We start from the raw sequence: 13,948 nt of genomic DNA, 5'->3' as shown, positions 1-13,948 counted from the left end.
GTTTGTCTTTGCCGCCGAATCCCCGTGAGTGCTACACGCAGGTTACGGACCCGGGCGTAACCGCCGCTGGGCAGGCATCGGCGCTGCTGGCGACCGTCGTGGGCGGGACCGGGGCAAACCTCGCGCCGCTCATCGGCCTGAGCCATACCTTAAGTGGCCGCGCAATGGCGGTTTCAGCGGCCTTGAAGCGGATCGGCGCCTTGGCTACCTTGCCGTAGCAACCCCCTCAGGAACCGCCGTCGGACCACCGCCCCTGCCGTTCACGCGGCGCGGGTCCGGCGCGCCTCAGCAGACGGATTGGTACATGGCTGACCAGAATGTGCCACCACGCCGATCGCGTGACGACAGCCCTTGGGACGGTCGACCCCAGCCCGGCGCCGACGGATACCGGGCCGCGCCCGGCCAGTCCGGGTACGGCCGCCCGGCGCCCGGTGCCGACGCCTACCCGGACGCGCGCTACCCGCAGTCGGCGGGCCACCAGCAGTACCCCGGCCACCCCCAGTCGGGCCACCCCCAGCCGGGCCGCCCACAGCGCGGGCAGCAGCACCCGGACCAGTACGTCGACCAGTGGACCGAGCAGCACCGCGCGGGCGGCCCCCGTGGCCCGCAGTGGGTCGGTCCGGAGGGTTTCCAGCCGCAGGGCGGCGCCCCGTACAGCGGGCCGGCACAGCTGCCCGAACTGGACGACGACGAGCCGGGCAAGCGTAACGTCGGCCGTCGCCGGGCCCTGGTCGCGCTGACCGGTGCCGCCGCGGTGGTGGCCGGTGGCGGTGCGATCGCGTTGGCCTCGCGCGGCACCGAACTCGGCGACAAGATCCTCGGCAACACCCCGTTCGGCGGCGGCAACAGCGGCAACGCGACCGCCGCCGCGATCACCGACGGCACCGCCGACCGCCCCAGTGGACAGCAGCCGAGCACGGTGCGTACCTACACCGAGCAGAACGAGAGCTACATGGGCTCCAAGGCCGGAGCCGAGCTGAAGAAGAACGCGCCCGCCAGTGGCCGTACCCTCGCCGGCCCGGCCTCCGCAGCGGCCGCGACCGAGGTGACGGTCAAGACCGTGCTGGCCAAGGACCCGATCCGGCACCTCGCCACCCGGGCCACCTTCGGCGCCACCCCGAAGGTGCTCGCCGAGATCAAGACCATGGGCATCGACGAGTGGCTGCGCTGGCAGCTGGAGCCGGACAAGATCGCGCCGACCAAGGCCGAGCTGAAGCTCTCCGAGCTGCCCACCCTGAACATGTCCATCAAGCAGCTCCGGGAGCGGCGGGACACGGTCAAGGACGTCGACAACTCCGACAACGAGTTCGTCTGGGCGTCGGTCGCCCGCCAGATCTGGTCCGACCGGCAGCTCTTCGAGGTCATGGTCGACTTCTGGAACGACTTCCTGCACGTGGCAGCCTTCTTCGACGGCGGCGACATCACCCGGTCGACGTTCGACCGGGACGTGATCCGCAAGCACGCGCTCGGCAACTACGCCGACATGCTGGTGGCCGCGAACACCCACCCGGCGCTGCTCGTCTACCTGAACCAGACCCAGTCGCACAAGGACGCGATCAACGAGAACCTGGCCCGGGAGAACCTGGAGCTGTACTCGGTCGGCGTCGACGGCGGCTACACCGAGATGGACGTCCGGCAGGCCGCGATGCTCCAGACCGGCCTCGGCGTCGACAAGGACGAGTACGTCTACCGGGCCAACCGGCACTACGTCGGCAAGGTCAGCATCCTCGGCTTCACCAGCGACAACAGCTCCGCCGAGGGTGGTGAGGCGGTGATCAAGGCGTACCTGCGGCACCTCGCCCTGCACCCCTCGACCGCGAACTACATCGCGCAGAGCCTGGCCACCCGGTTCGTCTCGGACACCCCGCCGAAGTCCCTGGTCGACCGGCTGGCCAAGACGTACGCGGCGAACAAGGGCGCGATCAAGCCGACCCTGATGACGCTGTTCAGCTCCACCGAGTTCTGGGGCTCGGTCGGCCAGAAGGTACGCCGCCCGATGGAGTACCTGGTCGCCACGTACCGGGTGCTCGGCATGCAGCCCGACCCGTCGCCGGATTACCAGAAGCGGGCCGACCTCAAGCGGACCCCGTTCGCCGACGGGCTGAACCAGATCAAGAACAAGATGGAGGAGCTGGGCCAGTTCCCGGCCGGCCTGTCCACCCCGAACGGCTACCCGGACGTCTACGTCGCCTGGACCTCCGCCGGCACGATGGTCAACGGCTGGAACGAAGCCCACGACGTGCTCAACGGCAACCGGAAGGTCTTCTCCTACGTCAAGCCGGACAAGCTGGTGGCGGCCCCGCCGGCCACCGCGGGCGCCTACCTCGACGCCCTGTCGCTGCGGCTGGTGCACCAGAAGCTGACGGACAAGGAGAAGTCCCTGATCCTCGGCATCGCCGGGGTGACCGCCGAGACGAAGGTCGACGCCACGTTCAACGGCGCGATCACCGCCATCGCGCGGGCGCTTCTCGCCTCCCCCCAGCACCACCTCCGGTGAGCTAACAGTGGAGAAGACTGTGCACTCGTACCCCCTGCACCCCGACTGCCCCGACCTGCGGCGTCTCGCCCCGAACCGGACCGAGGCCGTGCTGCGCGCCGAGCACGCCGCGGTGACGGCGGAGAACGCCGCCGTACGCGAGCAGTTCCTCAACCTGTCCGAAGTGGAGGAGGCCCAGCAGGACGGGCGGGGCGTGACCCGTCGTACGTTCGTCGCCGGTGCCGCCGCCACCGTGACCGCGCTGGCCACCACCCAGTTCGTCTCGACCCAGGCGTCGTTCGCCGCCACCCCCGGCGGCACCCTGATCCACGTCTTCCTCTACGGCGGGCTGGACGGGCTGAGCCTGGTCGCACCGGACAACGACCCGGTGCTCAGCAAGGCCCGCCCCGACCTGCTGCTCGGCAACGACTCGCTGGCCCTCGACCGCGGGTTCAAGCTGACCAGCGCGTTCGCCCCGTTGCAGAAGTTCCTCGACGCCGGCCAGCTCGGCTTCGTGCCGGCCGCCTCCGACCCTCGGGTGTCGCGCAGCCACTTCCAGGCCGCGGACGCCTGCAACCTCGGTGGCCTGCCGAACGAGACCGGTGGCCGGGGCTGGCTGGACACCCTGGTCGACGCCCTCGGGCCGGGGACCGCGTTCCGCAGCGTCGGGGTCGGCAGCACGCTGCCCCGTTCGCTGGTCGGCAACAACGGCGCGCTGTCGCTGAACAACGTGGGCTCGCTCGGCTTCAACGGCGACGGCCGGTTCAAGGAGGCCACCGCCAAGGCGATCCAGGGCCTGTTCACCGGGATCAACCACCCGGTGGAGGAGTCGGTGCTCGCCGGGCTGGGCGCGCTGAAGACCGCGCAGCAGTTGGCCGCGAAGCCGTACGCGCCGGCAGAGGGGGCGGTCTACACCGGGATCGGCAACTCGTTCCGTACCCTGGCCCAGCTCATCAAGGGCGGCGCCAACGTACGGGTGGCGACGATCGGCATGGGTGGCTACGACACCCACGAGAACCAGGGCACAGCCGCCGGTGGGCAGCTGCACAACCGGCTGAACGAGCTGGCCAAGGGGATGGCGGCGTTCTTCACCGACCTCGGCCCGCTGGCCGCCGACGTCACCGTCATGGTCAGCAGCGAGTTCGGTCGCCGGGTCGCCTCGAACAGCGGCGGCACCGACCACGGCCACGGTGGTGTGGTCACCATCCTGTCCGGCAAGAAGCTGGCCGGCTCCCTGCTCGGCACCTGGAACGGGCTGGACAAGCTCGACAGCGGTGACGTGCCGGAGTTCAACAACATGTTCAACGTGTACGGGTCGGTGGCCCAGGGCCGCTTCAACCTGACCGACGCCGAGGTGAAGAAGATGTTCCCCCGTCAGACGTTCACCCCGGTGAAGCTGTACGCGTGACAACCTGGTCGACCTCGACTGGCCACCGTTCCGGGGACTACTCCCCGGACGGTGGCCAGCAGCCGTACACCTACGCCGACCAGTCCCGCTACGACGAGCTGCCGCGCTACGACGATCTGCCCGACCCCGACGACCCCCGCTACGACGAGCCGCCCCGGGTGGACAACCGGCGCTCCCGGGCGGCGCGGACCGAGCGGGCAACCGGCGTACCGGCGCAGGTGCCGGGGCGGCGCGGGCCGGTCGGCCGGTGGCTGGTGGTGCTCCTGCTCTGGGTGGGGCTGCTGGCGGCCGTGCTGCCGTGGTGGCTGGGCACCGCCCCCGGCTCGCTGAACAGCGAGTACGCCACCCTGACCGGCGCCGGGCGGATCAGCGGCCTGATCGCCGGTTACCTGCTGCTGGTCCAGGTGCTGCTGATGAGCCGGCTGCGGTCGCTGGAGCGGTGGATCGGCACCGAGCAGCTCAGCCGGTGGCACCGGGACGTCGGCGCCACCCTGTTCGTCGCGGTGCTGGCGCACGTCGGGCTGATCCTCGCCGGTTACGCCGCGATCGAACAGAAGACGCTGCTCGCCGAGGCGACCACCCTCCTGCGCGACTACGAGGACATGGTCGGCGCGTTCGCCGCCGCCGCGATCATCGTGCTGCTCGGCTTCACCGGCATCCGGTTCGTCCGCAACGCGCTGCCGTACGAGTTCTGGTACTACCTGCACCTGAGCAGCTATGCGGTGCTGCTGCTCGGCTTCGGCCACCAGTTCACGTACGGCCAGCAGTTGTTCCGGCCCGGCCCGGTGCGGACCGGGTGGATCGCCGTGTACGCCCTGGTGGTCGTGGCCGTGCTCTGGGGTCGGGTGGTCACCCCGTTGTGGCTGAACCTGCGCTACCGGCTCCGGGTCGCCGACGTGGTGGCGGAGAGCCGGGACACCATCTCGATCTACCTGACCGGCCGGAACCTGGACCGGCTCCCGGTGCTCGCCGGCCAGTTCCTCCGCTGGCGGTTCCTCTCCGCCGGGCGCTGGTGGCAGTCGCACCCGTTCTCGCTCTCCGCCGCGCGCAACGGCCGCTGGCTGCGGCTGACCGTGAAGGTGGTCGGCGGGCACACCGCCGACCTGCGTCGGTTGCGTCCCGGCACCCGGGTCTGGGCCGGCAGCCCGTCCGGTACGTTCACCGCCGCCCACCGGGTCGCCGAGCGGGCGCTGCTGATCGCCGGGGGGAGCGGGATCGCACCGATCCGGGCCCTGCTGGAGGAGTTGCCGCCCGGTGCGGCGCTGATCTACCGGGCCAGCACCCCGGACGACCTGCTGCTCCGGCGTGAGCTGGACTGGCTGGCCGAGGCCCGCGACACCGAGATGTGGTACGTGCTCGGCTCCCGCGACGATCCCGGCCCGCAGCAGATCTTCACCGCCCGGGGGTTGCGCCGGCTGGTGCCGGACCTGACCGACCGGGACGTCTACCTGTGCGGTCCGCAGGGTCTGCTGCGCGAGTCGGTGAAGGCGCTGCGTCGCGCCGGGGTGCCGCGCCGGCAGATCCACCTGGCCACGTTCGAACTCTGACGGAGGTTCCACCGTTGCGTCGCGCCATCCTCGGCATCACCGGTCTCGCCGCGAGCACCACCCTGCTGGTGGTGCTCAAGGGCGGGCCGGCGACGACCGCGACCGCCCAGGACGTACCGGTCGGGACGGCGGGCGCGTCGACCGACCCGAGTGCCGGTGCTCCGCCGCAACCGTCCCCGGACCCGGCCGAGGGCGGGCCGGTGCCGTCGGCGTCGGGTGCCGCTCCGGGGCGCTCGGGCGCGCCGAGCGCTTCACCGGGCCGGTCGAAGACCCCGTCGGGCAGGCCGACGTCGAAGGCGCCGACCGGTGGGGGAGCGACCACCACGAAGGCGCCCCCGCCGCCGAGCGGGCCCCGCAAGATCGACGGTTCGGTGGCGACGGCCGCCGACTTCGGCCTGGTGCAGGTGCAGATCACCGTCTCCGGGGACCGGATCACGAACGTCACCGCGCTGGAACTGCCGGGCGAGACGGCCACCTCCGAGGGGAAGAGCGAGCAGGTCGACCGGGCGTACAGCGGGTCGGGTGGGCAGGCGGTCGCGGCGGCGAACCAGGGCCGGCTGCCGGACACGGTCAGCGGGGCGACCGCTACCAGTTCGGCGTACCGGCGGTCGTTGCAGGCCGCCCTGGACAGGATGTGAGGTCGGAGTGACCAGCGTGCGGACCAGGCCGGGACAGCGCCGGGTCGAGTTCGTCATGGGTACGGCGATCAGCCTCGACCTCGCCGACGACCTGCCCCCGGCCCGTCTCGACCAGCTCGCCGAGATGGTCTTCGACTGGATGCGCGAGGTCGACCGGCGGTTCAGCACGTTCAAGGCCGACAGCGAGGTGAGCCGGTTCGACCGGGGCGAGGTGCTGCTCTCCGGGGCGTCGGCCGACCTGCGGGCGACCCTGGAACGCTGCGCCGACCTGTGGGGCGACACCGACGGCTTCTTCGACGCGTACGCCACCGGCCGGTTCGACCCGTCCGGGTACGTGAAGGGCTGGGCGGCGCAGGTCGCCTCGGACCGGCTGCTGGCGGCCGGGGCGCCGAACCACTGCGTGAACGCCGGGGGCGACGTGCGGGTGCGGGGGTGCTCCGCCACCGGTGAGCCGTGGCGGGTCGGGGTACAGGACCCGTGGGACCCGGACCGGGTGGCGCTGGTGCTGCACGGCACCGATCTGGCGGTCGCCACCTCGGGTGTCTACGAGCGGGGGCGTCACGTGCTCGACCCGCGCCGGGGCGCACCGGCCCGGGGCCTGCGTTCGGTGACGGTGGTCGGCACGGACCTCGGCACCGCCGACGCGTACGCCACGGCGGCGTTGGCGATGGGGCTGGCGGGGGTCGGCTGGCTCGGCCGGCTGCCCGGTCACGAGTGGGCGGTGGTCACCGACGACCGGCGTACGCCCCGCTCCGACCGCCTGCCGATCAGCGGCTGACGTACGTGGCGGCGCGGGTCAGCGTACGGGGCGATGGGTGCCGGCCGGTCGGGAGCCGGTCGGCCGGGCGCCACCGGGGCGGGAGCCCTTCGGGCGGGTTCCGGCCCACCGGCACGGCGGTGCGCCGCTGGTCGGTTCCGTTCCGTCCGGTCCGCCGGGTGCCGGCGGCAGGTTGTCAGTTCGCATCTCATCCCCCGTGTGCGCGTTGGTCCGGTTCGCCTCTTGCGCTGCCGGCCTCGGCTGTGCTACCTGCGTTAACGACCGTGGCCACGGCCGGTCGTCGTCTCCCGCGCGCCGACTCGCCGGGATCGCCGCCGGGGTCCGGGGCGGCGGCCCGGGTCGGTTCAGTAGCCGCGGCGGGGGGCGGGCAGCCGGCCGGGCAGCAGGGCGACCGGGATCGCGGGTGTGTGTGCCTGGAGGGCGTCGACCAGCAGTTCCTGTACGGCGTACGACTCGGGCAGTTGCCAGCGGGCCTCCTCCGGCGGTACCACCCAGCGCACGGTGCCCTCGGGCAGCCGGGTCGGTGGGGCGGGGATCCACGAGCCGTGACCGTGCCGGACGATGTAAAGGCACTGGTCGAGTTCCGGCCGGAGCGGGTCGCCGGGGCGGACCAGGAACATCCACCGCCCGCCGGGGGTGAGCGCGACCGGCCCGCGGACCCGGTCGAGGCCGGGGACGGTGACGCCGTGGTGCGCTCGGGAGACGTCGAGTACGTGCTGGCCGAGGTACGCCGGCACCTCCAGCACGTCGAAGGTGTTCCCGGTGGCGAGCAGGACCGCGTGTGGCCGGACCCGCCACCAGGCGCCGACCCGGGCCGGGTCGGAACTGGCCGCTGTCTCCCACTCCTCCAGAGCCGGGTGGCAGCCGGTGGTGGGGCAGCCGGCCCGGCCGCAGACGAAGCGCTGCCGGTTGAGGAAGGCTCCCGGGGTCACCTCCCAGCCGTGCATGGCGTACCGCACGGCCACGCGTCGCAGGCGCACCCGTTCCAACGTCGTCGGGCGGGTGATGGGTGGTCGGGTAGTCCCCCACATGGCACGCAGCTCCTCTCGGGATCGATCCGGTGAGATCGATGGGTGGGCGCCGTCACCGGCGCCGGAGGTGTTCGTTGCTCCTGGCATAAAGCCATCTGCAACTTGCATCGAAAAGTACGAGCCCCAAACAGGGGTCAGACGCACAGAATGTGCGACCCACATATACCGAGCAAAAAGCACAATAGATCTCGCACGGCTGCAAAGCACACGTGAACAGTGGATACCGCAACACCCGACATGGCTCGACCGCAGCATGACAAAGGGGAGGAACGGACGTGGACGAGCTGCCCATCGGGCGCCGCGTCGCCTATTGGCGCGGTCGACGAAAGCTGTCCCAGCAGGTCTTCGCCGATCGACTCGGCAAGTCCAAGAGCTGGGTGGACAAGGTCGAACGCGGAGTGCGCCGGCTGGACAAGTTCTCCGTCCTCTACGAGATCGCCGACGTGCTCACCATCGACGTACAACTGCTGCTCGGCAAGGACCCGGAACGGCGCACCGATGCGATGAACTGCATCGACGAGGTCGAGGTCGAGGAGATCCGGGCCGCCCTGGAGCGGTACGTCTCGATGAGCAAGTACTTCGACGCGCAGGTGGTGCCGCCGGCCCTGCCGGAGTTCCGCAAGGCGGTCGGCCACGCCTGGCTGACGTACCAGTACGCCCGCTACGGCGTACTGACCCGGGCGCTGCCGAAGCTGCTGCGCGACGCCCAGGCGGCGGACGCGTACTACACCGGCGACGACGGACAACTCGCCGCCAGCCTGCTCGGGCAGGTCTACCAGATCGCCTCCTCGGCCCTGCGCAAGCTCGGCGAGCACGAGCTGGCCTGGCTCGCCGCCGACCGGTCGATGGCCGTCTCCGTACGCGCCGACGACCAGCTGCTGGCCGGGGTCGCCACCTACCGGGTCGGCAACGCGCTGCTCGCCCTCGGGCGGGCCCGCTCGGCGCTGGAGGTCAACGTCAACATCGCCAACCGGCTCGCGCCCGGCGGTGCCAACGGTGCCGAACCGGACCGGCTCTCGGTCTACGGCATGCTGCTGCTCCAGGGGGCGATGGCCGCCGCCCGGCTGGGCGACAGCGCCACCGTGCGGGACCTGATCCGGGGCGCCGAGGAGGCGGCCACCGCCCTCGGCTCGGACCAGAACCACTACTGGACCAGCTTCGGCCCGACCAACCTGGAGTTGCACCGGGCGGCGGCGGCGGTGGAGCTGGGCGAGGGCCGACAGGCGGTGGAGACCCACGAGCGGCGGATCGACAAGCGGCGCTTCGGTGCCCTGCTGCCCGAGCGGCGGGCCCACCACCTGCTCGACATCGCCCGGGGCTTCGCCCAGATCGGCGACGTGAGCAGCGCCGGGGAGATGCTGGTCGACGGTGACCGGCTGGCCCCGTCCGAGATCCGTTGCCGGCCGATCGCGCACGAGGTGATGTCCGACATCCTCCGTCGCACACGGGGTGCGCCGCCCGCGCCGATTGCGGAGTTGGCTGAGCACATGGGTGTCGGCATATGAGTGGGTCGGTGGGCGGATGACCGGGCTGTCGGACGAACGAGTCCTCTACGTGATCACCTGCGGGTCCCCGCTGGCCCGCGACGTCGGCCGGCTGGTGACACTCGCCCAGCAGGACGGCTGGACGGTCTGCGTGGTCAGTACGCCGGACGGGCGCAAGTTCCTCGACGTACCGGCGCTGGAGGCGCAGACCGGCTATCCGGTCCGGTCGGCGTACAAACAGCCGGACGAGCCGGACCTGTTACCGCCGGCCGACGCCATGATCGTCGCCCCGGCGACGGTCAACACGGTCAACAAGTGGGCGGTCGGGATCACCGACAGCCTCGCCCTCGGGCTGCTGGTCGAGGCGCAGGGGCTGGGGCTGCCGCTGGTGGCGATGCCGTTCACGAACGCGGCCATGGCGATCCACCCGGCCTTCCGGGACAGCCTGGAGCGGCTGCGCGGCTGGGACGTGACGGTGCTCTTCGGTGACGACGTGCTGCCGCCGTTCCCGCCGGGCAGCGGTGCGCGTTACCTCGACCAGTACCCGTGGGAGCTGGGGCTGGACGCCCTGCGGACCCGATGCGCGGTCAACGGCCGCCCCGGCTGAGCGCGCCGGCCGGCCCGGCCGCCGCCTGGGGACGTCCCCGGGCGGGACTGGTCGGGCCGGACGGACCCGCCGGGCCGGTCGAGCCGGCGGCACGGTCGGCGGGCCGACCGGAAGGATCCCCCGGCCGGGTCGAGCCGGCGGCACGGTCGGCGGGCCGACGCCGGTAAGCTGGGCCGCCGTGGGGACAACTGGATCCGAGACGCCGAGCGTGGCCGAAGTGGTGGCCGCGCTGGACCGTCGTTACCCGCCGGCCTGGGCCGAGCAGTGGGATCGGGTCGGGTTGGTGCTCGGCGACCCCGAGGCGCCCGTACGCCGGGTCGCCTGCGTGGTCGACTGCGTGCCGGAGACCGTCGCCGAGGCGCTGGCGCGGGGGGCGGACCTGATCGTCGCCCACCACCCGCTGCTGCTGCGCGGGGTGTCGTCGGTGGCGGCGACCACGTACAAGGGTCGGATCGTGCACCAGTTGATCAAAAACGACGTCGCCCTCTACGTGGCGCACACCAACGCCGACGTCGCCGACCCCGGTGTCTCCGACGCGCTGGCCGCCCGGCTCGGCCTGACCGACCTGCGCCCGCTGCGCCCGGCCACCGGCCCGGCGGCGGGATCCGGACGCGGCATCGGCCGGATCGGCCGGCTGCCCCGACCGATGACCCTGACCGAACTGACCCGGTACGCGGCCGCCGCGCTGCCACCCACCACCTGGGGCGTACGCGCCGCCGGTGACCCGGACCGCGTGATCCACACCGTCGCGGTCAGCGGCGGCGCGGGCGACGGGTACCTCGACGACGCGCGTGCCGCCGGGGTGGACGCGTTCCTCACCGCGGACCTGCGTCATCACCCCGCCAGCGAATACCTGGCCGAGGGCGGGCCGGCCCTGCTGGACGCCGCCCACTGGGCGACCGAGCGTCCCTGGTTGGACGACCTCGCGACCCACCTGCGGGAACAGTTGCCCGTCACCGCGTACGTGTCCGACCTGGACACCGACCCGTGGACGGTCCGGGCCGGATCGCCGTCCCCCGACGCGCCCGCGTCGACCGTCACCCCCGTACCTCCGGCTGCGGCCGCCGTACCTCCCGCGCACGCCGCATCCCCCGTGGACAAGGAGCACCTCCCGTGAAGGCCAATCCGCAAGAGCAGCGTCGCCTGCTCGACCTACAGGCGATCGACACCGCACTGGCCCAGCTCGCCCACCGGCGCCGCATCCTGCCGGAGATCGCGGAGCTGGAGGCGCTGGCCCGGCAGCTCTCCGCCCTGGAGGACGAGCGGGTACGCGCCCAGGTGGCCGTCGACGACCTCGACCGGGACATCAACCGGATGGAGAAGGACATCGACCAGGTTCGGGCCCGCAAGGACCGGGACCAGGCCCGGCTGACCATCGGTTCCGGCCCGCCCCGCGAGCTGGAGGCGCTGCAACACGAGCTCAACTCGCTCAACCGGCGGCAGAGCGAGCTGGAGGACGGCGAGCTGGAGCTGATGGAGCAGCGGGAGACCGCCCAGGGTGTGCTCGACGGCATCGAGGCGCGGTTGGCCTCCACCCGCGAGACGCGCGAGGCGACCGAGCGGAAGCGCAGCCAGGCGCTGGCCGACATCGCCAAGGAGGAGGAGTTCAAGGTCGGCGCGCGGCAGCCGCTCTCGGCGGACCTGCCGGCGGACCTGGTGGCCCTCTACGACAAGATCCGTGAGCAGTCCGGCGGGCTCGGCGCGGCGCTGCTGACCCACGGCCGGTGCGGCGGCTGCCGGCTGGAGCTCTACGGCGCGGACCTGGCCCGGATCAAGGCGGCGGCGCCGGACGAGGTGGTGCGCTGCGAGGAGTGCCGGCGGATCATGGTCCGAACCACCGAGTCGGGGTTGTGACGGTGTCCGCCCGGCGCCCGGTCGCCGGCCTGCCGGAACCCGTCGATCGGGAGCACCGGTGAGCCGCCGGCTGCGGGTCGTGATGGAGGCCGACGGCGGGGCGCGGGGCAATCCGGGCCCGGCCGGCTTCGGCGCGGTGGTCCGGGAGGCCGAGTCCGGCGAGGTGCTGGCCGAGCGGTCCGAGTCGATCGGGGTGGCCACCAACAACGTCGCCGAGTACCGGGGCCTGATCGCCGGTCTGGAGGCCGCCGTCGAGCTCGGGGCCGCCGAGATCGACGTACGGATGGACTCCAAGCTGGTGGTCGAGCAGATGTCCGGCCGCTGGCAGATCAAGAACCACGGGCTGCGTCCGCTGGCGGCGCAGGCGGCGACCCTGGTCCGCCGGTTCGAGTCGGTGCGGTACCAGTGGATTCCGCGCGAGCAGAACCGGCACGCGGACGCGCTGGCGAACGCGGCGATGGACCTGGCGGCGGGTCGGCCGGCGGTTGCCGAGGCGGCCGCCACGGCCGGTCCGGACGCCTCCGCCCGCGCCCGCGCGCAGGAGGTGGCCGCGCAGGGCTCGACCACCCGCAGTTCGTGGGAGCCGAGGCCGGCGTCGACCGCCACTCGGCTGCTGCTGGTCCGCCACGGCGAGACCGAGCGGACCGCGCAGCGGCGTTACTCGGGCCGCGGCGACGTGCCGCTGTCCGAACGCGGCCTGGCCCAGGCGCGGGCGACGGCGGTCCGGGTGGCCGCTCTGGCACCCTCGGTCGCGGCCGTGGTCAGTTCACCGTTGTCCCGTTGTACGGCGACCGCCGAGACCGTCGCCGGTCAGCTCGGCGGCAAGCCGGTGGCGATCGAGCCGGACCTGATCGAGTGCGACTTCGGCGCCTGGGAGGGGCAGACCTTCGCCGAGGTGCAGGCGCGCTGGCCGGGGGAGATGAACGCCTGGCTGGCCTCGCCGAGCGTGGCCCCGCCGGGCGGGGAGTCGTTCCGGGCGGTGACCACCCGGGTACGCCGGACGGTGGCCGCGCTGCTGGCCGGGTACCCGGGGGAGACGGTGGTGGTGGTCTCGCACGTGTCGCCGTTGAAGATCCTGCTCCGGGACGCGCTCGCGGCCGGGGACGCGTTCCTGCACCGCCTCTACCTGGAGCCGGCCGGGCTGTCGATCGTGGACTTCTGGCCCGACGGTGGTGTCGCCGTACGCACCGTCAACGACACCGCCCACCTCAGCGGGGTCTGAGCCCGGCGGTCACCGGGGGACCGTGGTGCGGCTGAGGAAGGTGAGCAGGAGCTGGGCGAAGGTGTGTGGGTCGTCGACCCAGGGGTAGTGGCCGGCGCCGTCCTGCACGACGAGTTCGGCGTACGGGAACAGGTCGGCGAGCGCCCGTGCGGCGGCCGGCGCCGGCATCGGGTCGAGTGCGCCGGCCAGCACCAGCACCGGTACGTCGAGCGCGGCGAGCCCCGCCCGGACCGCCTCGGTGTCGGGCGCGAAGCCGGCGTGGAAGCCCTCGGTGGCCGCGTCCGAGCGTTCCCAGGCGTCGGCTTCGCGGTGGGCGCGGGCACGTTCGTCCCAGCGGCCGTAGGTGAACGGGGCGGCGGCGAGCCGCAGCGCGGCGGTGTCGGCCAGGCTCGCCCCGCCGGCCACCGCCTCCTGCCAGGTGGCTCGGGCCGCCCGAGCGCCCCGGTACCACCATTCGCCGGCCCGCGCGTCCAGCGCGTCGTCCACACCGATCGGCTCGGTGCCGGTGGCCCGCAGCGCCGGGGTGATCAGCAGTAGCCGGTCGAGCCGGTCCGGGAACCGGGCGGCGTAGAGCTGGGCCACGTCGCCACCGGCGGAGTGACCGAGCAGGGTCATCCGGTCCAGCCCGAGGTGCCGGCGCAGCGCCTCGACGTCGTCGACCAGCCGGTCGGCCCGGTAGCTGGCCGGATCGGCCGGCACCTCGGATTCGCCGGTGCCCCGGTGGTCCAACATGATCAGAGTGCGGTACGCGGTCAGCCCGCCGAGATCGTCCAGATAGGACGATGCGCGTCCGGGGCCGCCCGGTAGGCAGACCAGCGGTGGCCCGGCGCCGTGCACGTGAAAGGTCAACTCGGTCGCGTCGTACGAGGGGAACCTCGGCACGCGACCAGCATGCCAGAGTCA

General features: G+C 72.6%; 13 protein-coding genes. 10 read left to right on the top strand and 3 right to left on the bottom strand.

All coding sequences use genetic code 11. From position 1 onward, the window contains the following. The first annotated feature begins 304 nt into the window (after positions 1-304). The 5 genes from ACZ6QQ_RS17520 to ACZ6QQ_RS17500 are packed head-to-tail and all read left to right on the top strand — an operon-like array spanning position 305 to position 6,847. Complete coding sequence (locus ACZ6QQ_RS17520) at positions 305-2,497, top strand: DUF1800 family protein (RefSeq protein WP_465877382.1); 2,193 nt, start codon at positions 305-307, stop codon at positions 2,495-2,497. Positions 2,498-2,504: 7 nt separating this feature from the next. Next, positions 2,505-3,884 (top strand): DUF1501 domain-containing protein, encoded by a 1,380-nt coding sequence (locus ACZ6QQ_RS17515; protein ID WP_465877381.1) that lies wholly within the window; start codon positions 2,505-2,507, stop codon positions 3,882-3,884. Continuing rightward, positions 3,881-5,431 carry a ferredoxin reductase family protein gene (locus ACZ6QQ_RS17510; protein ID WP_465877379.1) on the top strand — a complete coding sequence of 517 codons (1,551 nt, stop codon included), beginning with the start codon at positions 3,881-3,883 and terminating at the stop codon, positions 5,429-5,431. The genes ACZ6QQ_RS17515 and ACZ6QQ_RS17510 overlap by 4 nt, the downstream gene beginning before the upstream one ends. A 14-nt stretch (positions 5,432-5,445) precedes the next feature. Continuing rightward, entirely contained in the window at positions 5,446-6,069 is a 624-nt protein-coding gene (locus ACZ6QQ_RS17505; RefSeq protein ID WP_465877378.1) for an FMN-binding protein, read from the top strand. Between the two features lie 55 nt (positions 6,070-6,124). Next, the gene (locus ACZ6QQ_RS17500; RefSeq protein WP_465877560.1) at positions 6,125-6,847 is read left to right on the top strand and encodes an FAD:protein FMN transferase; all 723 of its coding nucleotides are present in this window, start codon (positions 6,125-6,127) and stop codon (positions 6,845-6,847) included. An 18-nt stretch (positions 6,848-6,865) separates the two neighbouring features. Here ACZ6QQ_RS17500 and ACZ6QQ_RS17495 read toward each other — a convergent pair whose 3' ends face one another. Continuing rightward, complete coding sequence (locus ACZ6QQ_RS17495) at positions 6,866-7,033, bottom strand: hypothetical protein (protein WP_465877376.1); 168 nt, start codon at positions 7,031-7,033, stop codon at positions 6,866-6,868. Positions 7,034-7,191: 158 nt separating this feature from the next. Next, on the bottom strand, positions 7,192-7,878 hold the full coding sequence (locus tag ACZ6QQ_RS17490) for a bifunctional DNA primase/polymerase (RefSeq protein WP_465877374.1): 687 nt from the start codon (positions 7,876-7,878) through the stop codon (positions 7,192-7,194). Positions 7,879-8,153: 275 nt separating this feature from the next. Here ACZ6QQ_RS17490 and ACZ6QQ_RS17485 point away from each other — a divergent pair, with 275 nt between their 5' ends. The 5 genes from ACZ6QQ_RS17485 (at position 8,154) to ACZ6QQ_RS17465 (ending at position 13,045) form a co-directional block, all read left to right on the top strand. Beyond that, positions 8,154-9,383: a helix-turn-helix domain-containing protein gene (locus tag ACZ6QQ_RS17485; RefSeq protein ID WP_465877373.1), complete on the top strand. Its 1,230-nt coding sequence runs from the start codon at positions 8,154-8,156 to the stop codon at positions 9,381-9,383. Positions 9,384-9,399: 16 nt separating this feature from the next. Then, on the top strand, positions 9,400-9,969 hold the full coding sequence (locus ACZ6QQ_RS17480) for a flavoprotein (RefSeq protein WP_465877372.1): 570 nt from the start codon (positions 9,400-9,402) through the stop codon (positions 9,967-9,969). A 217-nt stretch (positions 9,970-10,186) separates the two neighbouring features. Continuing rightward, positions 10,187-11,086, top strand: a complete 900-nt coding sequence (locus ACZ6QQ_RS17475) for a Nif3-like dinuclear metal center hexameric protein (protein ID WP_465877558.1) — start codon at positions 10,187-10,189, stop codon at positions 11,084-11,086. Further along, on the top strand, positions 11,083-11,823 hold the full coding sequence (locus ACZ6QQ_RS17470) for a zinc ribbon domain-containing protein (protein ID WP_465877371.1): 741 nt from the start codon (positions 11,083-11,085) through the stop codon (positions 11,821-11,823). Before ACZ6QQ_RS17475 ends, ACZ6QQ_RS17470 begins: the two co-directional genes overlap by 4 nt. Positions 11,824-11,905: 82 nt before the next feature. After that, positions 11,906-13,045, top strand: coding sequence for a bifunctional RNase H/acid phosphatase (locus ACZ6QQ_RS17465; protein ID WP_465877557.1), 1,140 nt, complete (start codon positions 11,906-11,908; stop codon positions 13,043-13,045). Between the two features lie 9 nt (positions 13,046-13,054). Here the strand turns inward: ACZ6QQ_RS17465 and ACZ6QQ_RS17460 are convergent, their stop codons facing one another. Further along, positions 13,055-13,927 carry an alpha/beta fold hydrolase gene (locus ACZ6QQ_RS17460; RefSeq protein WP_465877369.1) on the bottom strand — a complete coding sequence of 291 codons (873 nt, stop codon included), beginning with the start codon at positions 13,925-13,927 and terminating at the stop codon, positions 13,055-13,057. Positions 13,928-13,948 lie beyond the last annotated feature (21 nt).

It is taken from the genome of Micromonospora sp. NPDC049529 (assembly GCF_055586685.1).
Note: the sequence above shows the minus strand (reverse complement) of the source record. Positions and strands in the feature narration are given on the sequence as shown.

Coding starts and splice junctions, on each gene's coding strand:
- ACZ6QQ_RS17520 (WP_465877382.1), top strand. CDS start 305: ATGGCTGACCAGAATGTGCCACCACGCCGATCGCGTGACGACAGCCCT.
- ACZ6QQ_RS17465 (WP_465877557.1), top strand. CDS start 11,906: ATGGAGGCCGACGGCGGGGCGCGGGGCAATCCGGGCCCGGCCGGCTTC.
- ACZ6QQ_RS17500 (WP_465877560.1), top strand. CDS start 6,125: ATGGGTACGGCGATCAGCCTCGACCTCGCCGACGACCTGCCCCCGGCC.
- ACZ6QQ_RS17480 (WP_465877372.1), top strand. CDS start 9,400: ATGACCGGGCTGTCGGACGAACGAGTCCTCTACGTGATCACCTGCGGG.
- ACZ6QQ_RS17495 (WP_465877376.1), bottom strand. CDS start 7,033: ATGCGAACTGACAACCTGCCGCCGGCACCCGGCGGACCGGACGGAACG.
- ACZ6QQ_RS17490 (WP_465877374.1), bottom strand. CDS start 7,878: ATGTGGGGGACTACCCGACCACCCATCACCCGCCCGACGACGTTGGAA.